This is a genomic window from Pseudomonas sp. GCM10022186 (genome assembly GCF_042656385.1).
Classification (GTDB): Bacteria; Pseudomonadota; Gammaproteobacteria; order Pseudomonadales; family Pseudomonadaceae; genus Metapseudomonas.
Genome location: NZ_JBHSOU010000066.1, coordinates 61,041 through 84,791, shown reverse-complemented (window position 1 = coordinate 84,791; position 23,751 = coordinate 61,041). Strand labels below are relative to the sequence as shown.

At 64.2% G+C, this 23,751-nt stretch carries 24 protein-coding genes; 5 read left to right on the top strand and 19 right to left on the bottom strand.

What is annotated here, in order from left to right; all coding sequences use genetic code 11:
- Positions 1 to 86: 86 nt before the first annotated feature.
- From ACFPU0_RS23640 to ACFPU0_RS23630, 3 genes are read right to left on the bottom strand one after another with little or no spacing between them, the layout of a single operon-like run.
- Complete coding sequence (locus ACFPU0_RS23640; RefSeq protein ID WP_377695724.1) at positions 87 to 1,340, bottom strand: MFS transporter; 1,254 nt, start codon at positions 1,338 to 1,340, stop codon at positions 87 to 89.
- A gap of 43 nt (positions 1,341 to 1,383) precedes the next feature.
- Positions 1,384 to 1,827 (bottom strand): PaaI family thioesterase, encoded by a 444-nt coding sequence (locus ACFPU0_RS23635; RefSeq protein ID WP_377695723.1) that lies wholly within the window; start codon positions 1,825 to 1,827, stop codon positions 1,384 to 1,386.
- Positions 1,824 to 2,279, bottom strand: coding sequence for a PaaI family thioesterase (locus tag ACFPU0_RS23630; protein WP_377695722.1), 456 nt, complete (start codon positions 2,277 to 2,279; stop codon positions 1,824 to 1,826). The genes ACFPU0_RS23635 and ACFPU0_RS23630 overlap by 4 nt, the downstream gene beginning before the upstream one ends.
- Positions 2,280 to 2,450: 171 nt before the next feature.
- On the opposite strand from ACFPU0_RS23630, the gene ACFPU0_RS23625 reads away from it, so the two are divergent.
- Positions 2,451 to 2,678 (top strand): hypothetical protein, encoded by a 228-nt coding sequence (locus ACFPU0_RS23625; protein WP_377695930.1) that lies wholly within the window; start codon positions 2,451 to 2,453, stop codon positions 2,676 to 2,678.
- Positions 2,679 to 2,739: 61 nt separating this feature from the next.
- On the opposite strand, the gene ACFPU0_RS23620 is transcribed toward ACFPU0_RS23625, so the two are convergent.
- The 12 genes from ACFPU0_RS23620 to sdhC form a co-directional block, all read right to left on the bottom strand.
- A complete protein-coding gene (locus ACFPU0_RS23620) occupies positions 2,740 to 3,129 on the bottom strand; it encodes an MAPEG family protein (RefSeq protein WP_377695721.1) in 390 nt (129 codons plus the stop codon).
- Complete coding sequence (locus ACFPU0_RS23615) at positions 3,126 to 3,860, bottom strand: DUF599 domain-containing protein (RefSeq protein ID WP_377695720.1); 735 nt, start codon at positions 3,858 to 3,860, stop codon at positions 3,126 to 3,128. The genes ACFPU0_RS23620 and ACFPU0_RS23615 overlap by 4 nt, the downstream gene beginning before the upstream one ends.
- A 277-nt stretch (positions 3,861 to 4,137) precedes the next feature.
- Complete coding sequence (brnQ, locus tag ACFPU0_RS23610; RefSeq protein ID WP_377695719.1) at positions 4,138 to 5,451, bottom strand: branched-chain amino acid transport system II carrier protein; 1,314 nt, start codon at positions 5,449 to 5,451, stop codon at positions 4,138 to 4,140.
- A gap of 311 nt (positions 5,452 to 5,762) precedes the next feature.
- Entirely contained in the window at positions 5,763 to 6,650 is an 888-nt protein-coding gene (gene sucD / locus ACFPU0_RS23605; protein ID WP_028629428.1) for a succinate--CoA ligase subunit alpha, read from the bottom strand.
- The gene (gene sucC / locus ACFPU0_RS23600; RefSeq protein WP_377695718.1) at positions 6,650 to 7,816 is read right to left on the bottom strand and encodes an ADP-forming succinate--CoA ligase subunit beta; all 1,167 of its coding nucleotides are present in this window, start codon (positions 7,814 to 7,816) and stop codon (positions 6,650 to 6,652) included. Before sucC ends, sucD begins: the two co-directional genes overlap by 1 nt.
- Before the next feature lie 201 nt (positions 7,817 to 8,017).
- Entirely contained in the window at positions 8,018 to 9,454 is a 1,437-nt protein-coding gene (gene lpdA / locus ACFPU0_RS23595; RefSeq protein WP_377695717.1) for a dihydrolipoyl dehydrogenase, read from the bottom strand.
- Between the two features lie 69 nt (positions 9,455 to 9,523).
- Positions 9,524 to 10,753, bottom strand: a complete 1,230-nt coding sequence (odhB, locus tag ACFPU0_RS23590) for a 2-oxoglutarate dehydrogenase complex dihydrolipoyllysine-residue succinyltransferase (RefSeq protein WP_377695716.1) — start codon at positions 10,751 to 10,753, stop codon at positions 9,524 to 9,526.
- A gap of 44 nt (positions 10,754 to 10,797) precedes the next feature.
- On the bottom strand, positions 10,798 to 13,629 hold the full coding sequence (locus tag ACFPU0_RS23585; protein ID WP_377695715.1) for a 2-oxoglutarate dehydrogenase E1 component: 2,832 nt from the start codon (positions 13,627 to 13,629) through the stop codon (positions 10,798 to 10,800).
- A gap of 245 nt (positions 13,630 to 13,874) precedes the next feature.
- Positions 13,875 to 14,591 carry a succinate dehydrogenase iron-sulfur subunit gene (locus ACFPU0_RS23580; protein ID WP_377695714.1) on the bottom strand — a complete coding sequence of 239 codons (717 nt, stop codon included), beginning with the start codon at positions 14,589 to 14,591 and terminating at the stop codon, positions 13,875 to 13,877.
- Between the two features lie 11 nt (positions 14,592 to 14,602).
- Positions 14,603 to 16,375 carry a succinate dehydrogenase flavoprotein subunit gene (sdhA, locus tag ACFPU0_RS23575; RefSeq protein WP_377695713.1) on the bottom strand — a complete coding sequence of 591 codons (1,773 nt, stop codon included), beginning with the start codon at positions 16,373 to 16,375 and terminating at the stop codon, positions 14,603 to 14,605.
- Between the two features lie 3 nt (positions 16,376 to 16,378).
- Entirely contained in the window at positions 16,379 to 16,747 is a 369-nt protein-coding gene (sdhD, locus tag ACFPU0_RS23570) for a succinate dehydrogenase, hydrophobic membrane anchor protein (RefSeq protein WP_271411849.1), read from the bottom strand.
- Positions 16,741 to 17,115 (bottom strand): succinate dehydrogenase, cytochrome b556 subunit, encoded by a 375-nt coding sequence (sdhC, locus tag ACFPU0_RS23565; RefSeq protein ID WP_377695712.1) that lies wholly within the window; start codon positions 17,113 to 17,115, stop codon positions 16,741 to 16,743. Before sdhC ends, sdhD begins: the two co-directional genes overlap by 7 nt.
- Before the next feature lie 363 nt (positions 17,116 to 17,478).
- Between sdhC and gltA the strand changes: the two genes are divergently transcribed.
- Positions 17,479 to 18,765, top strand: a complete 1,287-nt coding sequence (gene gltA / locus ACFPU0_RS23560; RefSeq protein ID WP_377695711.1) for a citrate synthase — start codon at positions 17,479 to 17,481, stop codon at positions 18,763 to 18,765.
- A 65-nt stretch (positions 18,766 to 18,830) separates the two neighbouring features.
- Here the strand turns inward: gltA and ACFPU0_RS23555 are convergent, their stop codons facing one another.
- The 3 genes from ACFPU0_RS23555 to ACFPU0_RS23545 are packed head-to-tail and all read right to left on the bottom strand — an operon-like array spanning position 18,831 to position 20,636.
- The gene (locus tag ACFPU0_RS23555) at positions 18,831 to 19,433 is read right to left on the bottom strand and encodes an START domain-containing protein (RefSeq protein ID WP_377695710.1); all 603 of its coding nucleotides are present in this window, start codon (positions 19,431 to 19,433) and stop codon (positions 18,831 to 18,833) included.
- Between the two features lie 45 nt (positions 19,434 to 19,478).
- On the bottom strand, positions 19,479 to 19,736 hold the full coding sequence (locus tag ACFPU0_RS23550; protein WP_377695709.1) for a YkgJ family cysteine cluster protein: 258 nt from the start codon (positions 19,734 to 19,736) through the stop codon (positions 19,479 to 19,481).
- Positions 19,737 to 19,781: 45 nt separating this feature from the next.
- Positions 19,782 to 20,636 carry a hypothetical protein gene (locus ACFPU0_RS23545; protein ID WP_377695708.1) on the bottom strand — a complete coding sequence of 285 codons (855 nt, stop codon included), beginning with the start codon at positions 20,634 to 20,636 and terminating at the stop codon, positions 19,782 to 19,784.
- Positions 20,637 to 20,708: 72 nt separating this feature from the next.
- Between ACFPU0_RS23545 and ACFPU0_RS23540 the strand changes: the two genes are divergently transcribed.
- Positions 20,709 to 21,050 (top strand): DMT family protein, encoded by a 342-nt coding sequence (locus ACFPU0_RS23540; protein WP_377695707.1) that lies wholly within the window; start codon positions 20,709 to 20,711, stop codon positions 21,048 to 21,050.
- 169 nt (positions 21,051 to 21,219) lie between these two features.
- Here ACFPU0_RS23540 and ACFPU0_RS23535 read toward each other — a convergent pair whose 3' ends face one another.
- Positions 21,220 to 22,104, bottom strand: coding sequence for an NAD(P)-dependent oxidoreductase (locus ACFPU0_RS23535; RefSeq protein WP_377695706.1), 885 nt, complete (start codon positions 22,102 to 22,104; stop codon positions 21,220 to 21,222).
- Positions 22,105 to 22,222: 118 nt separating this feature from the next.
- On the opposite strand from ACFPU0_RS23535, the gene ACFPU0_RS23530 reads away from it, so the two are divergent.
- Entirely contained in the window at positions 22,223 to 22,765 is a 543-nt protein-coding gene (locus ACFPU0_RS23530) for an exonuclease domain-containing protein (protein ID WP_377695705.1), read from the top strand.
- Positions 22,766 to 22,843: 78 nt separating this feature from the next.
- Entirely contained in the window at positions 22,844 to 23,125 is a 282-nt protein-coding gene (locus ACFPU0_RS23525) for a pyrimidine/purine nucleoside phosphorylase (RefSeq protein WP_377695704.1), read from the top strand.
- The last annotated feature ends 626 nt before the right edge of the window (positions 23,126 to 23,751 follow it).

Genomic DNA, 23,751 nt, shown 5'->3' with positions numbered 1-23,751 from the left:
CGGCGGCGGATGTCATCCAGATGGGGTCTTCGACAAGGATTTCAAGTGCTTAGCGAATTCGTGGCAAGGCCCGTACGGAATCGGCCTCAGGGTTCAAGCAATTCGACCCGCTCGATCTCATCCACCGCCAGGCTGAAGCTCGCGGCCCCTGCCCCGCCGAGGTTGCGGCGGATCAGGATGCGCCCGTCGCCATCCAGGCCAGCGAAACGGCCTTCGGCGGTACCGCCGCGCACCCTGTACACACGCATGCCGAGTTCCTGGTACTGGCCCGGGTTGCTCAGCAGGCGCTGCAGGGAAAACTGCTCGCGGCGATCAGCCGGCGGCGCGGACTCCGCAGTCGCGGACGGGGCCTGCTCACTCCCCGCAGCCGAGGCCTCGGGGCTGGCGCCAGGCACGGGCAGGGGCGCAAAGCTGTCGGGCTGGACGCGCCAACCGCGCAGGTCGCTCTTGACCAGTTGCAGCGGCAGGCGCTGGACCTGGCCCGCTACACGGGCCTCCACCTCGAGTTCGAGTTCTTGTGCCGGCAGGCTGAGGACGGGCAGCGCAGCGAGCTCCACCTCACGAGTGGCGAAGCGGCGCTGCAGGTAGTCGCGAATCACGTAGGCCAGCGTGTCCCGCGAATCGTAGGCGGTGTCGACCTGGCCATCGCGGTAGCGCAACTGGTTGGCGTAAAGCTCCAGGTGACCGGACAGCGTGGTCGCGAACTTCGGCGGCAGCACCAGGTGGAAATCACCCGCCAGGCGGTTCGGCGCCACCGGCTGGAGGTCCAGGTGCAGGGTGTAGCCACGGGGGATGCGCCTCGCCTCGGGCAATTCCTGCTCCGGCAACAGCCAGCTGATTTCGATTTCCGGTTGCGGGCCGGGGTCCTGGGGCAGCACATCCAGGCGCAGGGCCCCCTCGGGCTGGTTGCCGATGCGGATGGTCAGTTCACGGCGGGCGTAGAAATCCTGTCCCTCGCGCAGGCTGAGTATGCCGTCCACCAGTTCGGCCTGCAGCGGCGAGAAACGCTGGCCGTTGAGCTCGCCCTTGAGGCGGATGTCCAGTTCGGAAGCGGCTTTCTGTTCCTCACCCAGCCAGCGCAGGCTGAGAATCGCCTGCAGGCGTTCCGGATCCTGGGCGGCCAGCATGGTCAGGCCCACCACCAGCGGAATGAAACCCATGGCACCGAGGGCCACGGCCTTGCGCGCGGTGCGCCAGTGGTACAGCAGGTAAGCCAGGGCGACGGGCGGCAGCAGGCTGCCGAAGCCCCACAGCAGACTGGTGCCGAAGGCGAGCATCAGCAGCCAGACCAGGCCGGCGACAATCAGCAACAGGCCGCCGAGTATCAGTAACGCAACCATCTAACTTTCCTTGTGAGCGACCGGCGGCGCCAGGCGCCGCGCCTCAGGGTTCGTCGACCTTGAAGTGGGCGCGGGCAGTGGCTATGGGCTCGGTCTGGGTGGTCTGCCAGGCGGTGATGGCGACGTTGGCGACACGGCGGCCCTGCCGCCAGACCTGGCACTGGACGTAGGTGTCACGATAGTGTCCGGCGCGCAGGTAATCTATCGAGAAATCGATGATTTTGGGCATATGCGGCGTGCCCATGAACATCAGCAGGTGAAGCATGGCGGCGTGTTCCATGAAGCCGGCGATCACGCCGCCATGAATGGCCGGCAGGGTCGGGTTGCCGATGTTGTCCTTGTTCGCCGGCAGGCGGAAGACCATGTCGTCCCCCAGGCGCAGGCATTCCATGCCGATCAGCCTGGCATAGGGGATCAGGCACACCAGCGAGTTGTAGTCGTTCTTCTCGTGGGCTTCGCGCACCAGGGCGTTGAGGTCGAGGCTCATGCCGCACCTCCCTGCTTCAGCTGGCCGGGCTTGCCCATGCGCATGAAGGTGCCCACCACGTGGGCGATGGGCTGCGCCGGGTCGTCCTGGTAGGCGTAGCCGCGGGTGAAGATGACGTTGGGGGTTACCCGATAGCATTCGGCGAAACCGAAGACGTCCTTGTGCGGCTCGGCGGGATGCATGTAGTCGATGCGCAGGTCCAGGGTGGGGCAGATCTCGAATTCCGGCAGCACACAGATGGTGGAAATGCCACAGGTGGTGTCCATCAGCGTGGTGATGGCGCCGCCGTGGATCACGCCGGTCTCCGGGTTGCCGACGATCTGCGCGCTGTAGGGCAGGCGCAGGGTCAGGCCGCCGGAAGTGGCGTCGTGCACGCTGAGGCCGAGCACCTGGCAGTGGCGCAGCGCGGCGAGGAAGCGCTGGGCCCGTTCGATAAGGGAGTTGTCCGTCATGACTGCGACCTTGGCGGAAGGTGGGCAAAGTAGCGAATCATACCCTGCCGGACGCTACCGCGCCGTGGTCGAGCACTCAGGTAAGGCTTTTTGCAATTAATGTGGAACTTAGAAAGCGGTCACAAACTCCAACGGCTAACGATGAGGAAAGCCACACATGGAGGCTCAATGATGAAGAAAACCCTGTCTCTCGCCCTGCTGCTGGCCGCAAGCCTTGGTCTCGCTGCCTGCGACAAGAAGGAAGAGGCCCAGGCCCCGGCTGCACCGGCAACCGAAACCCAGCCGAGCGCACCCGCTACCGAGCCGACCCCGACTCCGGCTCCGGAGGCCGCCCCGGCTCCGAGCGCGCCCGCCCCGGCCGCTCCGGAAACCGCACCTACCGAGGAGCAGAGCCAGTAAGCTCCCGGTAGCAGGAACAACAAGGCCCGCATTCTTGCGGGCCTTGTCGTTTCCGGAGCGGTCAGAGCGCCGGGCTGAGCATCAGCAGCAGGCAACAGACCAGCCCGATGACCCAGACCAGGCTGCGCAAGCTGGCCTTGTCGTTCCAGTAAAGGAACAAGTAAAGGACCCGCGAGACGATGAAGAGGATCGCCAGCAGGTCGACGAACCAGCCCTGGGTCTGGGTGACCTGGGCCACCAGCACACCTGCGGCGAACAACGGAAAGATCTCGATGCTGTTCTGGTGTGCCGCGACCGCCCGGGCGCCGAAGCCGGTCAGCCGTGCCTGCTGCGCCCGCGGATTGCGGTTGTCGTAGCCCCCGCCCTCCTCGCTCATGGCCTTGGCCACCGGGGCCTTGGCCAGGTAGATGAGCAAGGCCGAGAAGAACAGGCACCAGAACGGGATACTCATTCGACTTTCTCCTTGGGCGCTTCCGGCGCCTGGGTCGGGGTGTAGACCATCACATCCAGCACATCGGAATGGAATTCGCGGCGGTAAAGCACCAGCACCACCCCCATGGTCACGAGCATGAAGAACCAGGGGTTGATGAACCAGGCCAGCATGGCCAGGCCGAAGTAGTAACTGCGCAGGCCGAAGTTGAACTGGTTGGCCGCCAGCGAGATCACCCGCGCGGTACGCTCGGCGAAGGCCTTCCGTTCCTGCTCGCTGACGTGCTTCTCACCGATCATCGGTGCCGAGCCCACCAGGATGGCGGCGAAGTTGTACTGGCGCATGCACCAGCTGAAGGTGAAGAAGGCATAGACGAAGACCACCGCCAGTCCCAGCAGCTTCAGCTCGGAGACGCCCGTACTGGCGGGCTGCACGAATGGCAGGTCCTCCAGCACCGAAACCGCGCGATCGGTGGAACCGAGCACGGTGAGGATACCGGCCAGGATGATCAGGGTGCTGGAGGCGAAGAACGAGGCGTTACGCTCCAGGTTGCCGATCACGCTGGCGTCGGCGATGCGGTTGTCGCGCAGCAGCAGTCGGCGCATCCAGTCCTCGCGATAGAGGTGCAGGACCGACGCCAGGCAGGCGGTATCCCTGCCCTTCCAGATGGCGTAGCGGGTGTAGCCCACCCAGCAGCTGATGAACCAGAGGATGGCCAGCAGGTGCGGCCAGTTGCGCAGAATGGTGGACATGCGAATTCCTTGTAAGAACGCCGCGAATTATAGCGGGAGGCACTTGCCGGTGCTGTGTTCAGGCGTGGATGTGGCCCAGGTGAAATCCGGGGCACTCGCGCCGGCAGCCCTGTAGGGTGGAAAGCGCTCTTCCTTTCCACCATTCGCGGCCCGGCTGCACGCCGACGGTGGACCGGTGAAGCCTGGTCCACCCTACAACAGCGTCCGAGGTTGGCATCACCTTGTAGCCCAATGCAAAAGGCCGCCCGAAGGCGGCCTTGCTTGGCGGGACTCGACCTCAGGCCGTCACTTCCACCGGTTTGCCCAGCAGGCGGTCGCAGAGGCTCGCCACGGCCAGGGCGGCGACGGCCGGCAGCAACCAGGCGAGACCCTGCTCCGAGAGCGGCAGGTGCGAAAGCCACTGCGGCATCCAGCCGGCCAGCCCGGCGCCCTTCAGGGCATCCACCAGGCCGAACAGCAGGGACACCAGCATTACCGGCGCCACTACCCGGCCCGGTGAATGCCAGAGGCTCCAGCAGAAGCTCAGGGCCACCAGCACGATGCAGGGCGGATAGATGGCGGTGAGTACCGGCACCGAGACCTGGATCAGCTTGGTCAGGCCCAGGTTCGACACCACCAGGCTGAACGCGGCGAGGATGATCACCAGGCTGCGATAGGACAGCGGCAGCAGGCGGCTGAAGTACTCGGCGCAGGCGCAGGTCAGGCCGACGGCGGTGACCAGGCAGGCCAGGGAAATCAGCGCAGCGAGGAACGCGCTGCCCAGGTTGCCGAAGGTGTGCTGGACGTAGGCATGCAACACCGCGGCGCCATTGGTGGCCTCGCCGGCGATGTCATGGCTGTTGGCGCCGAGGCGGAACAGGCTGATGTAGACCAGCGCCAGGCCGACACCGGCGATCAGGCCGGCAATGATGGCGTAGCGGGTGATCAGGCGCGGCGACTCGACACCGCGGGAGCGGATGGCGTTGACGATGACGATGCCGAACACCAGGGCGCCGAGGGTATCCATGGTCAGGTAGCCATTGATGAAGCCCTGGGAGAACGGCGCGGCCTGGTAGGCCGGGGTGGCGTCGCCGATCTCGCCCAGCGGCAGCATGAAGGCGGCGATGCCGAGAATGGCCAGGGCGACTATCTTCATCGGCGCCAGCACGCGGCCGACGGTGTCCAGCAGGCGCCCCGGATAGAGGGACACCGCCAGCACCACGAGGAAATACACCAGGCTGTAGGCGAACAGGGCGAGCGGGGTATCGCCGGTCAGCGGCGCCAGGCCCACTTCGAAGGACACGGTAGCCGTACGCGGGGTGGCGAACAGCGGGCCCACCGAGAGGTAGCAGACGGCGGCCAGCAGCACGCCGGCGGCCTTGCCGATGGGACTGCTGAGGGCGTCCATGGCGCCGCCGACCTTGGCCAGGGCGATGACGGTCACTACCGGCAGGCCGACGGCGGTGATCAGGAAGCCCAGGGCGGCCATCCAGACATGGGGGCCGGACTGCAGGCCGACAATGGGCGGGAAAATGATGTTGCCGGCTCCGACGAACAACGCGAACGTCATGAAGCCGAGCGCCAGGATGTCCTGGCCTTTCAAGGATTTCATTGGGGAATTACCACATCGCTGAAACAGGGTTTACCGAAGGGGTTTCCCGATTGGGTCGGGGGAAACGTCATCCATCCGTTTGGGATCGATCGCTGGTGCCCGACCTTCGCCCTTTTGGGGCATGGCGAGCGGCATGATTGCAACCCTACCGATTCTACCGGTGGTTGCTCCTGACGTGGATCAGGTTGTCGGAGTAGCAACCATTTCTGTCGCTTGCCCGACAGGCGGTTGCCCATTTCCCGAGAGACGGTTGCACCAGAAAAGCAGAAGGCCACCCCGAGGGGTGGCCTTCCTTTGGCAATCAAGGCGCCTTAGGCGTTCTTGACTTCCCAGCCGGTCAGCTCGGCCAGGGCCTTGCCGATGTCGGCCAGGGAACGCACGGTTTTCACACCAGCGTCCTGCAGGGCGGCGAACTTCTCGTCCGCAGTGCCCTTGCCACCGGAGATGATGGCGCCGGCGTGGCCCATGCGCTTGCCGGGCGGTGCGGTCACGCCAGCGATGTAGGACACCACCGGCTTGGTCACGTTGGCCTTGATGAAGGCCGCGGCTTCTTCTTCAGCGGAACCGCCGATCTCGCCGATCATCACGATGGCTTCGGTCTGCGGGTCTTCCTGGAACAGCTTCAGGATGTCGATGAAGTTGGAGCCCGGGATCGGGTCACCGCCGATGCCCACGCAGGTGGACTGGCCGAAGCCGGCGTCGGTGGTCTGCTTCACGGCTTCATAGGTCAGGGTGCCGGAACGCGACACGATGCCTACCTTGCCCGGCAGGTGGATGTGACCCGGCATGATGCCGATCTTGCACTCGCCGGGAGTGATCACGCCCGGGCAGTTCGGGCCGATCAGGCGTACGCCCAGCTCGTCGCACTTGACCTTGGCGTCCAGCATGTCGAGGGTCGGGATGCCTTCGGTGATGCAGACGATCAGCTTGATGCCGCCGTTGGCCGCTTCCAGGATGGAGTCCTTGCAGAAGGGAGCCGGAACGTAGATCACCGAAGCTTCGGCGCCGGTGGCTTCGACGGCTTCCTTGACGGTGTTGAACACCGGCAGGCCCAGGTGGGTGGTGCCGCCCTTGCCGGGGGTCACGCCGCCGACCATCTTGGTGCCGTAGGCGATGGCCTGTTCGGAGTGGAAGGTACCCTGGCTACCGGTGAAGCCCTGGCAGATGACTTTGGTGTCTTTGTTGATCAGGACGCTCATTACTTGCCCTCCGCGGCCTTGACGACTTGCTGTGCAGCGTCGGTCAGGCTGGTCGCCGCGATGATGTTCAGACCGCTCTCGGCCAGTACCTTGGCGCCGAGGTCAGCGTTGTTGCCTTCCAGACGAACCACGACCGGAACCTTCACGCCCACTTCCTTCACGGCACCGATGATGCCTTCGGCGATCATGTCGCAGCGGACGATGCCGCCGAAGATGTTCACCAGAACGGCTTGCACGTTGCTGTCGGAGAGGATGATCTTGAACGCTTCGGTCACGCGCTCCTTGGTCGCACCGCCGCCAACGTCGAGGAAGTTGGCCGGCTTGCCGCCGTGGAGGTTGACGATGTCCATGGTACCCATGGCCAGGCCGGCACCGTTGACCATGCAGCCGATGTTGCCTTCCAGGGCCACGTAGTTCAGTTCCCACTTCTGCGCATGGGCTTCACGTGCGTCGTCCTGGGACGGGTCGTGCATGGCGCGCAGCTTGGGCTGACGGTACAGGGCGTTGCTGTCGATGTTGATCTTGGCGTCCAGGCAGTGCAGGTTGCCATCGGCCTTGATCACCAGCGGGTTCACTTCCAGCAGGGCCAGGTCGTAGTCCTGGAACAGCTTGGCCAGGCCAACGAAGATGTGGGTGAACTGCTTGATCTGGTCGCCTTCCAGGCCCAGCTGGAACGCCAGCTCACGGCCCTGGTAGGGCTGCGCGCCGACCAGCGGGTCGATGGTGGCCTTGAGGATTTTCTCGGGAGTGTCGTGGGCGACCTTCTCGATGTCCACGCCACCTTCGGTGGAGGCCATGAACACGATACGGCGGCTGGAACGATCTACCACGGCGCCCAGGTACAGTTCCTTGGCGATGTCGGTGCAGGATTCGACCAGGATTTTGCTGACCGGCTGACCATTGGCGTCAGTCTGATAGGTCACCAGGCGCTTGCCCAGCCAGTTGGCGGCGAAGGCCTTGGCATCTTCCTTGCTCTTGACCAGCTTCACGCCGCCCGCTTTACCGCGGCCGCCGGCGTGGACCTGGGCTTTCACAACCCATTCGCTGCCACCGATTTTTTCGCAGGCTTCTGCGGCTTCTTCCGGGGTGTCTACGGCAAAGCCCTTGGATACGGGCAGGCCGTATTCAGCGAACAGCTGCTTACCCTGATACTCGTGGAGATTCATGCTTGTCTACCGTCTTCGTTTAGGTATTGCGCATTCGGCGCTGCATTCGTGGTGCCGCGCCACCTGTGACTGCTGTTGAAGGCAGTCCGGCGGGTTTTCCGCGGTGAGTCCCGACCTGTTCGCCGGTGCTCACGACGGGCCGCCCGCCGTGGTTCTGCATCCTGCACAGGCCACGCGCGCGACCTGTGCAGGGGGTGTCACTCAGCGCTTCTTGCGGTTGGCGATGTGGATGGCGTGGCCATTCACCGCGAGGGCCGCTTCATGCAGCGCTTCGGACAGGGTCGGGTGCGAGAAGACCATCATGCCCAGGTCTTCGGCGCTGGTGCCGAATTCCATGCCGATGGCACCCTGCTGCACCAGTTCGGCGGCGCTCGGGCCGATCACATGGACGCCCAGCACGCGGTCGGTCTTGGCGTCGGCGACCACCTTGACGAAACCGGCGGTATCGTTGGCAGCCATGGCACGGCCGCTGGCGGCGAAGGGGAAGGTGCCGACGTTGACTTCGACGCCTTCGGCCTTCAGGGCCTGCTCGGTCTTGCCGACCCAGGCGATTTCCGGGTGGGTGTAGATGACCGACGGGATCAGGTCGTAGTTCATCTGGGCTTTGTGGCCGGCGATGCGCTCGGCGACCATGATGCCCTCTTCCGACGCCTTGTGGGCCAGCATGGCGCCACGTACCACGTCACCGATGGCGTAGACGCCCGGAACGCTGGTCGCGCAGTAGTCGTCGACGAAGATGAAACCGCGCTCGTCCAGGGTCACGCCGCTGTCGGCAGCCAGCAGGTCGGTGGTCACAGGGCGACGGCCGACAGCCACGATCAGCTTGTCGAACACCAGCTTCTGCTCGCCTTGGGCGTCGGTGAAGCTCACGGTGACCTGCTTCTTCTTCACTTCGGAGCCGGTCACACGGGCGCCCAGGCGAATGTTCAGACCCTGCTTGGTGAGGATCTTCATCGCTTCCTTGGAAACCTGCTCGTCGGCGGCCGGGAGGAATTTCTCCAGGGCTTCCAGCACGGTCACTTCAGCACCCAGGCGGGCCCAGACGGAACCCAGTTCGAGGCCGATGACGCCGGCGCCGATCACGCCCAGCTTCTTCGGCACGGCCTGGAAGTCCAGGGCGCCGGTGGAGTCGACGATCACGTCCTGGTCCACCGGGGCCGGCGGGATGTCCACCGGCTTGGAGCCGGAGGCCAGGATCACGTTCTCGGCTTCTACGATCTGTACCTTGCCATCGGAGCCGGTGACTTCCACCTGCTTGTTGGCCAGCAGCTTGCCGTGGCCTTCCAGCAGGGTCACGCCGTTGGCCTTGAACAGGGTGGCGACGCCGCCGGTCAGGTTCTTCACGATGGTGTTCTTGCGACCCACCATGGTCGGCACGTCGATGCTGACGCCCTTGGCTTCGATACCATGGATTTTGAAGGCCTCGTGGGCCTCATGGTACTTGTAGGAGCTGTCCAGCAGCGCCTTCGACGGAATGCAACCGACGTTCAGGCAGGTGCCGCCCAGAGCGGTCTTGCCTTCCTTGTCCTGGTACTTCTCGATGCAGGCGGTCTTCAGGCCGAGCTGAGCGGCCTTGATGGCGGCAACGTAGCCGCCGGGGCCCGCACCAATCACTACCACGTCGAATTTCTGGGTCATAACTCATTCCTTCTCGTATGAAACCGGACGGCCCCTGTAAGGGGGGCCGCCGTTAAGAGAGACTGCCGATCAGATGTCGAGCAGCAGACGAGCCGGGTCTTCCAGCAGGTCCTTGATGGTGACCAGGAAGCTTACAGCCTCCTTGCCATCGATCAGGCGGTGGTCGTAGGACAGCGCCAGGTACATCATCGGCAGGATCACCACCTGGCCGTTCACGGCCATCGGGCGCTCCTGGATCTTGTGCATACCGAGGATGGCGGTCTGCGGCGGGTTGACGATGGGGCTGGAGAGCAGCGAGCCGAACACGCCACCGTTGGAGATGGTGAAGGTGCCGCCAGTCATCTCTTCGATGGTCAGCTTGCCGGCCTTGGCCTTCTTGCCGAAGTCAGCGATGCCGCCTTCGATTTCCGCCAGGCTCATGAACTCGGCGTTGCGCAGCACCGGTACCACCAGGCCACGGTCGCTGGATACGGCCACGCCGATGTCCTGGTAACCGTGGTAGACGATGTCGTTGCCATCGATGGAAGCGTTGACGCCCGGGAAGCGCTTCAGCGCCTCGGTGGCGGCCTTGACGAAGAAGGACATGAAGCCCAGGCGAACGCCGTTGTGGCGCTTCTCGAACAGGTCCTTGTACTTGGCGCGCAGGTCCATGACCGGCTTCATGTTGACTTCGTTGTAGGTAGTCAGCATGGCCATGGTGGACTGGGCTTCGACCAGGCGCTCGGCAACCTTGGCACGCAGGCGGGTCATCGGCACGCGCTTCTCGATGCGGTCGCCGGCACCGAAGATCGGCGCTTCGCCAGCCGGAGCGGCCGGCTTGGCGGCGGCAGGAGCGGCAGCCGGGGCCGATTTCTTGGCTTCAACGGCGGCAACCACGTCTTCCTTGGTCACACGACCGCCCTTGCCGGTGCCGGCGATGCTGTTCGGGTCGATGCCGTTCTCTTCGGCCAGCTTGCGGGCGGCCGGAGAGAGGATGGCTTCGTCGGCAGCAGCGGCAGCGGCCGGGGCAGCGACCTGAGCAGCAGCCGGGGCAGCCGCGGCAGGAGCGGCAGCAGCCGCAGCACCGGCGTTCAGCTTGCCCAGCAGTTCGCCGCTGAGCACGGTGTCGCCTTCGTTCTTGACGATTTCAGCCAGGACGCCGTCGGCTTCCGCCAGGACTTCCATGACCACTTTGTCGGTTTCGATGTCGACGATCAGTTCGTCGCGCTTGACCGCATCGCCCGGCTTCTTGTGCCAGGTGGCCACGGTGCCGTCGGCAACCGATTCCGGGAAAGTGGGGGCTTTGATCTCGATAGCCATTGTTCAGGGTTCCTATCTAATTCGGTTTCTTCTGCGCGAAGGCGTTAAACAGTGAAGGCGTCTTGCAGCAGTTTTTCCTGCTGCTCGGCGTGCATGGAGGCGTAGCCGCAAGCCGGCGCCGCCGAACCTTCACGACCGGCGTACTCGAGGAACAGGCCCTTCTTGTGGGCTGCCGCGACGCGACGCATGTGGTGCTGGCTGCAGTACCAGGCGCCCTGGTTCATCGGCTCTTCCTGGCACCAGACGATGTGCTTGAGGTTCTTGTACGGAGCCAGGACCTCGGCCAGGTCGTCCTCGGGGAACGGATACAGCTGCTCGATACGCACGATGGCGATGTCTTCGCGGCCTTCGGCGCGACGCTTCTCCAGCAGGTCGTAGTAGACCTTGCCGCTGCACAGGACCATGCGGTCCACCTTCTTCGGATCGATCGCATCGATCTCGCCGATGACGGTCTGGAAGGAGCCTTCGGCCAGATCTTCCAGGGTCGAGATGGCCAGCTTGTGACGCAGCAGGGACTTCGGCGTCAGGGCCACCAGCGGCTTGCGCAGCGGGCGGATCACCTGGCGGCGCAGCATGTGGTAGACCTGCGCCGGGGTGGTCGGCACGCAGACCTGGATGTTGTGCTCGGCGCACAGCTGCAGGTAGCGCTCCAGACGCGCGGAGGAGTGCTCCGGACCCTGGCCTTCGTAGCCGTGCGGCAGCAGCATGGTCAGGCCGCAGAGACGGCCCCACTTGTGCTCGCCGCTGGTGATGAACTGGTCGATCACCACCTGGGCGCCGTTGGCGAAGTCACCGAACTGGGCCTCCCAGATCACCAGCGCGTTCGGCGTGGTGGTGGAATAACCGTATTCGAAGGCCAGTACCGCCTCTTCCGACAGGTAGGAGTCGTACAGCTCGAACTTCGGCTGGTCGGCGAACAGGTGCTGCAGCGGCAGATAGACGCTGGCGTCCTTCTGGCTGTGCAGCGCCGCGTGGCGGTGCGAGAAGGTGCCGCGGCCGACGTCCTGGCCGGTGATGCGTACCGGATGGCCTTCGAACAGCAGGGTGGCGTAGGCCATGGTCTCGGCGTAGCCCCAGTTGATCGGCATGGCGCCGGCGCCCATCTTCTGGCGGTCTTCGAGGATCTTGGCGACCTGGCGCTGGACCACGAAGCCTTCCGGGATCTCCTGCAGCTTGGTGGAAAGCTCCTGCAGGGTCTTCAGCTCGAAACGGGTGTCGTGGCGAGCGGTCCAGGCGTGGCCCAGGTAGGGGCGCCAGTCCACGAAGAGCTCCTTGTTGGGCTCCTTGACCAGGCTCTTGACCACGTGCTGGCCGTTGTCCAGGGCGGCGCGGTAGTCGTCCACCTTGGCCTGGATGCCGGCGGTGTCGAGGACGCTGGACGAGCTCAGGGCATCGGCATACAGCTCACGGGTGGTGCGCTGCTTGGTGATCTGCTGGTACATCAGCGGCTGGGTGCCGCTCGGCTCGTCGGCCTCGTTGTGGCCGCGGCGGCGGTAGCAGACCAGGTCGATGACCACGTCACGCTTGAACTGCATGCGGTAGTCGACGGCCAGCTGGGTGACGAACAGCACGGCTTCCGGATCGTCGCCGTTCACGTGCAGGATCGGCGCCTGGATCATCTTGGCGACGTCGGTGCAGTACTCGGTGGAGCGCGAGTCTTCCGGACGGCTGGTGGTGAAGCCCACCTGGTTGTTGATCACGATGTGGATGGTGCCGCCCGTCTTGTAGCCACGGGTCTGCGACATCTGGAAAGTTTCCATGACCACGCCCTGGCCGGCGAAGGCCGCGTCGCCGTGGATGGAGATCGGCAGTACCTTGTCGCCGGTCTTGTCCTGGCGGCGGTCCTGGCGGGCACGCACGGAACCCTCGACCACCGGGGACACGATTTCCAGGTGGGACGGGTTGAACGCCAGTGCCAGGTGCACTTCGCCACCGGGGGTCATGACGTTGGAGGAGAAGCCCTGGTGGTACTTCACGTCACCGGAGGACAGGCCCTCGGTCTTCTTGCCTTCGAACTCGTCGAACAGGTCGCGCGGGTTCTTGCCGAAGGTGTTGACCAGGACGTTCAGGCGGCCACGGTGGGCCATGCCGATGACGATTTCCTTGAGGCCGTAGGAGCCGGAGCGCTGGATGATCTCGTCCAGCAGCGGGATCAGGCTCTCGCCGCCTTCCAGGCCGAAACGCTTGGTGCCCGGGTACTTGGTGCCCAGGTACTTTTCCAGGCCCTCGGCAGCGGTCAGGCGCTCGAGCAGGTGGCTCTGCACTTCCGGCGAGAATGCGGGACGGCCGCGCACGCTTTCCAGGCGCTGCTGGAACCACTTGCGTTGCTCGGAATCGACGATGTGGGTGAACTCGGCACCGATGGTGCGGCAATACGTCTCGTTGAGAGTCTGCTGGATCTCGCGTAGGGTCGCCTCCTCCTTGCCGATATACAGCTCACCGGTGCGGAAGGTGGTGTCGAGGTCGGCGTCGGTCAGGCCGTAATGGCGGATCGACAGATCGGCAGGAACCGGACGCTGCCACAGACCAAGCGGGTCGAGCTTGGAGGCCTGGTGGCCGCGCATGCGGAAAGCCTGGACCAGGCGCAGGACTTCAACCTGCTTTTTCTCGTGTTCACTGCTTACGGCGCCAGCGGATACAGGCTGGGCGCGGCGCTGGTTCTTGGCGAGCAGGACAAAATGATCGCGGACGGTGGAGTGCGAAACGTCGGTGGCAAGATTGCCGTCGGTCGGCAGCTTCTGGAAGTAGGTGCGCCACTCTTCGGGCACAGCGTTGGGATCGTGCAGGTAGAGCTCATAGAGCTCCTCCACATAGGCAGCGTTACCACCGGATAGGTGGGCACTGTTCCACATGCGCTGCATTTCGCTTTCTTGCATGCTTTGTCACCCTCGATAAGGGGACACCATCGGCATGGAAACCACTAGGGCTAAGAAGTCCTGGCACAGCGACTTCGGCAAAGCCACCAAGGATCCCGCAGATAGTCCGGGCACCAGCCCGGTTGCCCCTGCTGGTCATCTATATATTTTTCAAATAAGGAACACGACTTTGTGAGCTGCGTTCCTGGTTGTACTGCGGCACCGGCAAAGCCGGCGCCGCAGGTGTCACGGGTACAGCAATCGAATCAGGTACCGCTCTGCAGCAGCATGTTGCGTACGTGACCGATAGCCTTGGTCGGGTTCAGACCCTTCGGGCAGACGTTCACGCAGTTCATGATGCCGCGGCAACGGAACACGCTGAACGGGTCATCCAGCGCTGCCAGTCGCTCTTCGGTCTTGGTGTCACGGCTGTCGGCCAGGAAGCGGTAGGCCTGCAGCAGTGCAGCGGGACCGAGGAACTTGTCCGGGTTCCACCAGAAGGACGGGCAGGAGGTCGAGCAGCAGGCGCACAGGATGCACTCGTACAGACCGTCGAGCTTCTCGCGCTCTTCCGGGGACTGCAGACGCTCGATGGCCGGGGCCGGAGTATCGTTCTGCAGGAAGGGTTTCACCTTCTCGTACTGCTTGTAGAAGATGCTCATATCGACCACCAGGTCACGGATGACCGGCAGGCCCGGCAGCGGGCGGATCACCAGCTTGCCGCCCTTCAGACCGGCAGCCGACAGCGGAGTGATGCACGCCAGGCCGTTCTTGCCGTTGATGTTCATGCCGTCGGAACCGCAGACGCCTTCACGGCAGGAGCGACGGTAGGAGAAGCCCTCGTCCTGCTCCTTGATCAGCGCCAGCACGTCGAGGACCATCACGTCCTTGCCGCCGGTGTCGATCTGGAAATCCTGCATGGTCGGAGCGCTGTCGCGCTCCGGGTTGTAGCGATAGACGCTGACAGTGAGAGTGTTGGACATGTCGGCCACCCTTAATAAGTACGTACTTTGGGTTCGAACGCCGGAACGGTCTTCGGCGCGAAATTGACAGCGCGCTTGGTTACGCGCTTCTCACCCGGGAAGTACAGGGTGTGGCACAGCCAGTTCTCGTCGTCGCGGTCTTCGAAGTCTTCGCGGGCGTGGGCGCCACGGGACTCTTTACGGACTTCCGCGGCGATTGCGGTGGCTTCGGCGACTTCCAGCAGGTTCTGCAGCTCCAGCGCTTCGATGCGCGCGGTGTTGAAGGCCTGGGACTTGTCGTTGATCTTGACGTTGGCGATGCGCTCGCGCAGCTCGGCCAGCTGGGCGATACCCTTCTGCATGTATTCGCCGGTACGGAACACACCGAAGTAGTTCTGCATGCAGCTTTGCAGTTCGCGCTTCAGCGGGGCGACTTCTTCGCCGCTGCTGCGCTCGTTGACACCGGCCAGACGCTTGAGGGACTGCTCGATGTCGGTCTCGCTGGCGCCACGCGCCTCGATGCCTTCCTTGAGCGCCTTCTCCAGGTGCAGACCGGCGGCACGGCCGAACACCACCAGGTCGAGCAGCGAGTTGCCGCCCAGGCGGTTGGCGCCGTGAACCGACACGCAAGCCACTTCGCCCACGGCGAACAGGCCTTCGACGATGGTGTCGTTGCCGTTGGCGTCCTGGGTGATGGCCTGGCCATGGATGTTGGTGGCAACGCCGCCCATCATGTAGTGGCAGGTCGGGATGACCGGGATCGGCGCGACGACCGGGTCGACGTGCGCGAAGGTCTTGGACAGTTCGCAGATGCCGGGCAGGCGGCTGTGCAGGACTTCCTCGCCCAGGTGGTCGAGCTTCAGCAGTACGTGGTCCTTGTTCGGGCCCACGCCGTTGCCGGCGATCACTTCCTTGACCATGGAACGGGCGACCACGTCGCGGCCGGCCAGGTCCTTGGCGTTCGGAGCGTAACGCTCCATGAAGCGCTCACCATGGGCGTTGATCAGGTAACCACCCTCACCACGGCAGCCTTCGGTGACCAGCACACCGGCGCCGGCGATGCCGGTCGGGTGGAACTGCCACATTTCGATGTCCTGCACCGGTACGCCGGCGCGCAGGGCCATGCCCACGCCGTCACCGGTGTTGATCAGGGCGTTGGTGGTGGAGGCGTAGATACGGCCGGCACCGCCAGTGGCCAGGACCACGGCCTTGGAGCGGATGTAGACGGTCTCGCCGGTCTCGATGCAGATGGCGATGATGCCGACCACCGCGCCGTCCTGGTTCTTCACCAGGTCGACCGCGTACCACTCGTTGAGGAACGAGGTACCGCTCTTCAGGTTCGCCTGGTACAGGGTGTGCAGCAGGGCGTGACCGGTACGGTCGGCGGCGGCACAGGTACGGGCAGCCTGGCCACCCTTGCCGAAGTCCTTGGACTGGCCACCGAACGGACGCTGGTAGATGCGGCCCTGCTCGGTACGGGAGAACGGCAGGCCCATGTGTTCCAGCTCGAACACGGCTTCCGGACCTACGGAGCACATGTATTCGATGGCGTCCTGGTCACCGATGTAGTCGGAGCCCTTGACGGTGTCGTACATGTGCCAGCGCCAATCGTCGTTCGGGTCGGCCGAAGCGATGGCGCAGGTGATGCCGCCCTGGGCGGAAACGGTGTGGGAACGGGTCGGGAAGACCTTGGTCACCACGGCGGTCTTGTGGCCACCCTGGGCCAGTTGCAGCGCGGCGCGCATGCCGGCGCCGCCGCCACCTACGATGATGGCGTCGAAAGAAAGAGTACGAATGCTAGACATGGATCACACACCCCAGAGAATCTGCACGCCCCAGACGAAGAACGCGAACATCGCAATGCCGCATACCGCCTGGAACAGGAAACGCACCACAGTCGCCGACTTGCCCAGCGCCATGGGCGTCAGGTAGTCGGTGGAGATGGTCCACATGCCGACCCAGGCATGGACGCTCAGGGCGACCAGGGCCAGCAGGCTGAAGATGCGCATCGCGGTGTGGGAGAACAGACCGTGCCACTCGGCATAGGTCAGACCCGGGTTGAACAGCAGGTAGCCCAGCAGGAAGAGGAAATAAGCCGCGAGAACGACCGCAGAAACACGCTGGGCCATCCAGTCGTAGAGGCCCGAACGCGAGAAGTTCGTGACGTTGGTTACCATACCCACACCCCCAGAAGCACGATCAGCACCGCAGAAACTGCGATGACAATTTTCGAGCCCAGCTTGCCGCCCTCGAGCGTCTCGCCGACGCCCGCATCCATTACCAGGTGGCGCACGCCGGCAACCAGGTGGTAAAGCAGTGCGGACAGGAGGCCCCAAATCACCAGCTTGGCCAGCGGACTGGTCAGGTACGCCTTGACCTGCTCGAAGCCTTCCTCGGAGCTCAGCGACTTGTCGAGCGCGAACAGCAGCACGGCAATGCCGAAGAAGAGGATGACGCCGGAGATACGATGCAGGATGGACGTGTAAGCAGTGATGGGGAGTTTGATGGTCCTGAGATCTAGGTTTACAGGTCGTTGGCTATTCACGGCTTTTTTTTCACACTGAGGCCCCTAACAAACAGGGCAAGTTGTCGGGAAGTGCACTGATCAGGTACCCCTCACCAAAGGGAGTGCCGACCACCAGAAATGCGGGCCTGGGGCCCTTGGCGATCGGGCGCTGAGTATAGACAGTTAGCTGACTAATGACAATGCGAACCCCTGCCCCTAACGGTGGATTGCGCTGCCTATATAAAAGGCGTAAACAGCCCGCTTTTTTTCGTCGAAAACCCCACGCAAACCCCACTGGCGCATGGGTTTCTTCAAATTGACTTTCGAATTTATAGCTCTATAGTGTCCCGGGCCCTGCGTGGGGGGCTGTCTGATGATTTCAAGCATAACTAGGAGGCCGCTATGGCTGACAAAAAAGCGCAGTTGATCATCGAGGGCGCAGCCCCCGTAGAGCTGCCCGTTCTGTCCGGAACCATGGGACCCGATGTAGTCGATGTGCGGGGCCTGACCTCCACGGGCTGCTTCACCTTTGATCCTGGCTTTATGTCGACCGCCTCTTGTGAGTCGAAGATCACCTACATCGACGGCGACAAGGGCGTACTGCTGCACCGTGGCTATCCGATCGAGCAGCTGGCAGAGAAATCCGACTACCTGGAAACCTGCTACCTGCTGTTGAACGGCGAGCTGCCGAACGCTGAAGAGAAGGCCAAGTTCGTTGGCACCATCAAGAACCACACCATGGTTCACGAGCAGCTGAAGAGCTTCTTCAACGGCTTCCGCCGCGATGCGCACCCGATGGCCATCATGTGCGGCGTGGTGGGCGCTCTCTCCGCCTTCTACCACGACTCCCTGGACATCAATAACCCGCAGCACCGCGAAGTCTCGGCGATGCGCCTGGTCGCCAAGATGCCGACCATCGCGGCCATGGCCTACAAGTACTCCATGGGCCAGCCCATGATGTACCCGCGTAACGACCTGAACTACGCGGAAAACTTCCTGCACATGATGTTCAACACCCCGGCCGAGATCAAACCGATCAGCCCGGTGCTGGCCAAGGCCATGGATCGCATCTTCATCCTGCATGCGGACCACGAGCAGAACGCCTCCACCTCCACCGTGCGCCTGGCCGGCTCCTCCGGCGCCAACCCCTTCGCCTGTATCGCTGCCGGCATCGCGGCCCTCTGGGGCCCGGCCCACGGCGGCGCCAACGAAGCCGTGCTGACCATGCTGGACGAGATCGGCGACGTGTCGAACATCGACAAGTTCGTGGCCAAGGCCAAGGACAAGAACGATTCGTTCAAGCTGATGGGCTTCGGCCACCGCGTCTACAAGAACTTCGACCCGCGCGCCAAGGTCATGAAACAGACCTGCGACGAGGTTCTGGCCGAACTGGGCATCAACGACCCGCAACTCGAGCTGGCCATGAAGCTGGAAGAGATCGCGCGCAACGATCCTTACTTCAAGGAGCGCAACCTCTACCCGAACGTGGACTTCTATTCGGGCATCATCCTCAAGGCCATCGGCATCCCGACCAGCATGTTCACCGTGATCTTCGCCCTGGCGCGGACCGTGGGCTGGATCTCCCACTGGAAGGAAATGCTCTCCGGCCCGTACAAGATCGGCCGTCCGCGCCAGCTGTACACCGGCCACGAAAAGCGTGACTTCGTCCCGCTGGAAGGCCGCGAGTAAGGCTGACCGCCCAATGAAAAGGCTGCCGATCGGCAGCCTTTTTTATTTCGACTCGGTCTAGCGCTTCAGTGTTTTTCCGCCCGCTGGCGCATCGCTTTCAGGGTGTTGAAGGGGGCATCGACGACGAAACTGTTCGCCAGCCAGGACGGCACGCTGCCACCCGGCTCGGTATGCACCTGATAGGTGACCTCGACCTCCCCGCTCCCCCTCGGCACCAGCTTCCAGAAACCGTCCACCTGGGTCACCCGTACATAGCCATCGGCTTCGGGCAGATAGTTCGCCACCCCTTCGAGAACGCGCGTCACGCTGCCGTCCGCCCCCACCTGGGAAGTGACATGGATCACCGAATCCCGCGGCGTCACCGGCCAGGGCGTATTGAAACGGGTGTAGGTCCAGCTTTGCGGCCCGTCGAGCTTCACCAGCTTCTGCTCCTTGCACTCGTGGATCCAGGCACAGGAACCGGCGACATCCTCCTGCAAGGCGCGCAAGGTGGCGATATCGGTCTTCATGGTAGTGACGCCGCGGTAGGCCTTGTACCTGGAGCCCGGCACGTCGCTCAGGAACACCTTGATGCCGTCCTCGTCCTTGGCCAGCTTCCACTCCTCGGCATGGACGGCGGACGTCGCCAGCAGACCCAGCGCGCAGAGCGCCACCACCTTGATTCTCATGATCTCTCCTTGTTCAGACAGTGCCGGCCGGCGCCGGCACAGGGTTCAGGCCGCCGATGTCGCCTGCTCCAGCCAACCGATCAGGCGAATGGCGTCTTCCCGGGTTTCGCCACAAACCTCGGGATCGGCTTCGAAGTCGCCACACACCGCTGGCCGCCGCGGGTCGCCGAACAGCTGGCAGAGGTTCTCCACGGAAAGATGCAGGCAACGCACCCCCGCAGGCTTGCCTCCAGGCATGCCTGGCAAGGGAGAACTGATGGACGGCGCTATGCAGCAGGCGCCACAGCCCGGACGGCAAAGCATGGCGAAGGACCTCGAAGGACAGGGACGACGGCAGGAATGCGCATTTTACTTGGCGGGAGGCACCCTTGGCACGACCCCGACCACCGAAGCCTGGCGCGCACGCAGCTCCTCCAGGCTGTCGCCCTTGTAGATATTCGCGCTGAGCCGGCCCTCGTGGACCTCCAGCCCCACCCGCCGCGGGTCGCGCAGGTCGAATAGCTGGTAGGCACCGGACCGGCTGTGGAACGCGCGCATACGGGAGGTGACGTAGAACGGCTGGGGCTCCGGGACGCCGCCTTCCTCCGCCGCGCGACTGCCAGCCGGCGGTACCGCCAGCAGGCGACCGGACATGTCGTGGACACCACCGGAAACCTCGCCGAAACCGAAGATCCGCTCATCCGGCTCCCGACGCCAGGCCAGGTAAAGGCGGTTGAGTTGCGGCGACTCCAGGGCCAGGGACAGCACCAGGCCCCGTTCGCCATCGTCCTCCAGCGCCAGCACATAGCCACTCAGGCTACCGTCGGCACAACGCAGACGCCCCTTCAGCAGCAGTCGGGCGCCCAGGCGCTCGAAGGCCTCCAGGCTCTGCTCCCGGCAGAGCAGCTCGCGCCTGTCGCGAAGCACCCCGCTTCGCTGGCGCCGCTCGCCTTCGGCACGCCCCCTGCCCGCGGCCAGAAAACCGCCCTCGGCCCCCCAGAGCACCTTCTCCGGCCGCCCCTGCGGATGCACCACGAATCCCTGGCCACGCCAGGCCAGGCGATAGCGGCCGAAGTCGAAATCCCGCGCTACCGCGAATGCGGGCGGCAGGCGCAGCTGCGCGCCCACCGGCTGCTTGCGCCAGTGCTCGACGCCACGCAACGTCGCGATGGCCACCCCGAGCAGCACCAGCAGCAGAAATCCCAGTACCCGCCAGAACGCCATGGTTCCCCCCTTCCCTCGCGTAGCGGCACCCATTAGGCTTCGCGCTCCGCAAAACCCAGAGCCTTCCCGATCATGCCCGTCTGGCTGCAAACCCTAGCCTTGCTGTCCCTGTCCAACGTGTTCATGACCTTCGCCTGGTATGGCCATCTCAAGACGCTCAATACCAAGCCCTGGATGATTGCGGCGCTGATCAGCTGGGGCATCGCCCTGTTCGAGTACATGATCATGGTGCCGGCCAACCGCATCGGCTACACCGAACTCTCGGTCAGCCAGCTGAAGATCATGCAGGAAGTGATCACCCTGGCCATCTTCGTCCCCTTCAGCGTGCTGTACATGCAGCAGCCGCTGAAGCTGGACTACCTGTGGGCGGGGCTGTGCCTGCTGGGCGCCGTCTACTTCATCTTCCGCAGCTAGGCTCGCCTGCGCTTCGACCATGCGTCGTCAGAAATCGGCTCAGAAAGCCGCTTGCGGCTAACGCGCTTCAGCGCGGCCCGAAGGGCGAGCGAAGCGAGTAGTGCTCATTAACAGTCGTTAACTCCGCGTCTTCGCCGATTTCTTCCTAGCCTGGCCTTTGCTCGGCGGCCTAGCCTTCCTTTTCCGCAGGCTTTTTCAGCCGAGCGATCAGGCTCGAAGTGTCCCAACGGCCGCCGCCCATGGCCTGGACCTCGGCGTAGAACTGATCCACCAGCGCCGTCACCGGCAGCTGCGCGCCATTGCGCGCCGCCTCGTCCAGCACGATGGACAGGTCCTTGCGCATCCAGTCCACGGCGAAGCCGAAATCGAAGGAACCCTCAAGCATGGTCTGGTGGCGGTGTTCCAGCTGCCAGGACTGGGCGGCGCCCTTGCTGATCACCTCCATGGCGCCCTGGGCATCCAGCCCGGCGCACTGGGCGAAGTGCAGCGCCTCGGCCAGGCCCTGCAACAGGCCGCCGACGCAGATCTGGTTGACCATCTTGGTCAATTGGCCGCTGCCCACCGGCCCCATGCGGCGAATCATCTTGGCGTAGCTGTCGATCACCGGCGCAGCCCGGTCGTAGAACGCCTGTTCGCCCCCCACCATCACCGACAGCATGCCCGCCTCGGCACCGGCCTGGCCGCCGGAAACCGGCGCGTCGAGAAAGCCCAGCTCGCGCTCGGCGGCGAGGGTCGCCATCTCCCGCGCCACGTCCGCCGAGGCCGTGGTGTGGTCCACCAGGACCGAGCCGGGTGCCATGCCGGCGAAGGCGCCGTCCGGCCCCAGCAGCACGGCACGCAGGTCGTCGTCGTTGCCGACGCAGACCATCACGAACTCCGCCCCTTCCGCCGCTTGCCGCGGCGTGGGAAACGCGTCGCCACCGAACTCGTCGCACCAGAGCTCGGCCCTTGCCGGCGAACGGTTGTAGACCCGCACCGAATGTCCTTCGCAGGCCAGGTGCCCGGCCATGTTGAAGCCCATCACCCCCAAACCGATGAACGCTACTTCAGCCATTGTTGTTCTCCTTCGTCGACCTGCGGAAAAGCCTAACACGCAGTTTGCCGCCCTGCGAAAGCACCTCCATACTCGCTCCAGGCTGGCCCGACCGGCTCCCCCTGCCAAGGAGAACAAAATGCCGCACTGGCTGGTCATCGACCTGGAAGCCACTACCGAAGAGGGTGGCTGGCCGCTGGAAGAAATGGAAATCATCGAAATCGGCGCCAGCCTGGTCCGCGCCGACGGCCATGAGGTGGACCACTTCCAGCGTTTCGTGCGCCCGGCGCGACGCCCCTGCCTGACCGGTTTCTGCCGCCAGCTCACCCACATCAGCCAGTCCGACGTGGACGCAGCCGCCGGCCTGCCCCAGGTCTGGCCGGCCTTCGAACGCTGGCTCGGCCACCACCGCCCGCGCCTGGCGGGCTGGGCCAGTTGGGGCGACTACGACCGCCGCCAGCTGGAACAGGAATGGCAGCTCCACGGCCTGGACAGCCTGCTGGCCGCCGTCCCCCACCTCAATCTCAAGCAACGCTTCGCCGAGGTGCGCCAACTCAAGCGCGCCGTGGGCCTGCACACCGCCCTGCAGCTGGCCGGCCTGAACTTCCAGGGCCAGCAGCACCGCGCCCTGGAGGACGCTCGCAACACTGCGCGCCTGCTGCCCCTGGTGCTGCCAGCCTGATTGAGCGGGAGCTAGTGACGCTGCAACCCGCCTTGGGCATACTGTCGGCCCCTTTCCAACCCCATCCAGGAGCCCAGCATGTTCAAGGTCAACGAATACTTCGACGGCACCGTCAAATCCATCGCCTTCGGCATGACCGAAGGCCCGGCCACCATCGGTGTCATGGCCGCTGGCGAATACGAATTCGGCACCAGCCAGCTGGAAGTGATGCACGTCATCGCCGGCGCCCTGACCGTGAAACTGCCGGGCAGCGACAGCTGGGAAACCTTTGCCGCCGGTAGCAAGTTCACCGTTCCGGCCAACAGCAAGTTCCAGCTGAAGGTGGCTCAGGACACCGCTTACCTCTGCGAATACCGCTGAGGTTCGGCAGCTCTGGAGAAGCCCCGCGATGCGGGGCTTTTTTGTGGGAAAGGGGCGAACTGCTTTTCTGTAGGGGCGAATTCATTGGCTATGTCTGCATTAGCTGTTGCAGGACTTAACAGAAGCCTCTAGTACGGGGCTTTCAGGTCTTCGTATCCGCCTGACGCCTCCCTCTCCCCCGGCCCCCGCCCTGCGCCCCTGCCTGATCGCTTCGCGCTCAGGCGTTCATCGGCACCGGAAGCGGTGCTTCCGAAAGCGTGCCTCTTCACCCCTGAAGTGGAGAGGGGTGACTCGCGCCTGACAGGACGCAGCAATCCTGATGCCTGATCATTGCCTGAACCTGTGCCGCAGCGGTGGGGCCACGACTCCGCCCCGTCAGGAGGCCGAGCGGAATCGTTGCAGAGGGGGACGAGCGGCATGGATGCCGCGAGAGGCGTGCGGGGCCAGGGATGGCCCCTCACGCCGGGCCCCCGGCGCAACGATGGAGCGAGGGGAGTCCGGCGAAGCCGGACCCGGATGCCGGGGCAAGCCCTTTTGGTTTCTTTTGGGGCGACTGCCAAAAGAAACTCGCCGGGAGGCGAAACAGAGACTCACCGACCGCTCGATAATCAGCTTGGCCCGGGCGG

Bases quoted from the DNA above. Each gene is read 5' to 3' on its own strand.
- ACFPU0_RS23630 (WP_377695722.1), bottom strand. From the start codon at position 2,279: ATGACGGACAACTCCCTTATCGAACGGGCCCAGCGCTTCCTCGCCGCG.
- odhB (WP_377695716.1), bottom strand. From the start codon at position 10,753: ATGGCTATCGAGATCAAAGCCCCCACTTTCCCGGAATCGGTTGCCGAC.
- ACFPU0_RS23550 (WP_377695709.1), bottom strand. From the start codon at position 19,736: ATGCTTTGCCGTCCGGGCTGTGGCGCCTGCTGCATAGCGCCGTCCATC.
- ACFPU0_RS23640 (WP_377695724.1), bottom strand. From the start codon at position 1,340: ATGGTTGCGTTACTGATACTCGGCGGCCTGTTGCTGATTGTCGCCGGC.
- ACFPU0_RS23635 (WP_377695723.1), bottom strand. From the start codon at position 1,827: ATGAGCCTCGACCTCAACGCCCTGGTGCGCGAAGCCCACGAGAAGAAC.
- sdhD (WP_271411849.1), bottom strand. From the start codon at position 16,747: ATGGTAACCAACGTCACGAACTTCTCGCGTTCGGGCCTCTACGACTGG.
- ACFPU0_RS23555 (WP_377695710.1), bottom strand. From the start codon at position 19,433: ATGAGAATCAAGGTGGTGGCGCTCTGCGCGCTGGGTCTGCTGGCGACG.
- ACFPU0_RS23530 (WP_377695705.1), top strand. From the start codon at position 22,223: ATGCCGCACTGGCTGGTCATCGACCTGGAAGCCACTACCGAAGAGGGT.
- ACFPU0_RS23540 (WP_377695707.1), top strand. From the start codon at position 20,709: ATGCCCGTCTGGCTGCAAACCCTAGCCTTGCTGTCCCTGTCCAACGTG.
- ACFPU0_RS23545 (WP_377695708.1), bottom strand. From the start codon at position 20,636: ATGGCGTTCTGGCGGGTACTGGGATTTCTGCTGCTGGTGCTGCTCGGG.
- brnQ (WP_377695719.1), bottom strand. From the start codon at position 5,451: ATGAAATCCTTGAAAGGCCAGGACATCCTGGCGCTCGGCTTCATGACG.
- ACFPU0_RS23585 (WP_377695715.1), bottom strand. From the start codon at position 13,629: ATGCAAGAAAGCGAAATGCAGCGCATGTGGAACAGTGCCCACCTATCC.
- ACFPU0_RS23625 (WP_377695930.1), top strand. From the start codon at position 2,451: ATGAAGAAAACCCTGTCTCTCGCCCTGCTGCTGGCCGCAAGCCTTGGT.
- ACFPU0_RS23620 (WP_377695721.1), bottom strand. From the start codon at position 3,129: ATGAGTATCCCGTTCTGGTGCCTGTTCTTCTCGGCCTTGCTCATCTAC.
- ACFPU0_RS23615 (WP_377695720.1), bottom strand. From the start codon at position 3,860: ATGTCCACCATTCTGCGCAACTGGCCGCACCTGCTGGCCATCCTCTGG.
- sucC (WP_377695718.1), bottom strand. From the start codon at position 7,816: ATGAATCTCCACGAGTATCAGGGTAAGCAGCTGTTCGCTGAATACGGC.
- sdhA (WP_377695713.1), bottom strand. From the start codon at position 16,375: ATGTCTAGCATTCGTACTCTTTCTTTCGACGCCATCATCGTAGGTGGC.
- ACFPU0_RS23535 (WP_377695706.1), bottom strand. From the start codon at position 22,104: ATGGCTGAAGTAGCGTTCATCGGTTTGGGGGTGATGGGCTTCAACATG.
- ACFPU0_RS23580 (WP_377695714.1), bottom strand. From the start codon at position 14,591: ATGTCCAACACTCTCACTGTCAGCGTCTATCGCTACAACCCGGAGCGC.
- gltA (WP_377695711.1), top strand. From the start codon at position 17,479: ATGGCTGACAAAAAAGCGCAGTTGATCATCGAGGGCGCAGCCCCCGTA.
- sucD (WP_028629428.1), bottom strand. From the start codon at position 6,650: ATGAGCGTCCTGATCAACAAAGACACCAAAGTCATCTGCCAGGGCTTC.
- ACFPU0_RS23525 (WP_377695704.1), top strand. From the start codon at position 22,844: ATGTTCAAGGTCAACGAATACTTCGACGGCACCGTCAAATCCATCGCC.
- lpdA (WP_377695717.1), bottom strand. From the start codon at position 9,454: ATGACCCAGAAATTCGACGTGGTAGTGATTGGTGCGGGCCCCGGCGGC.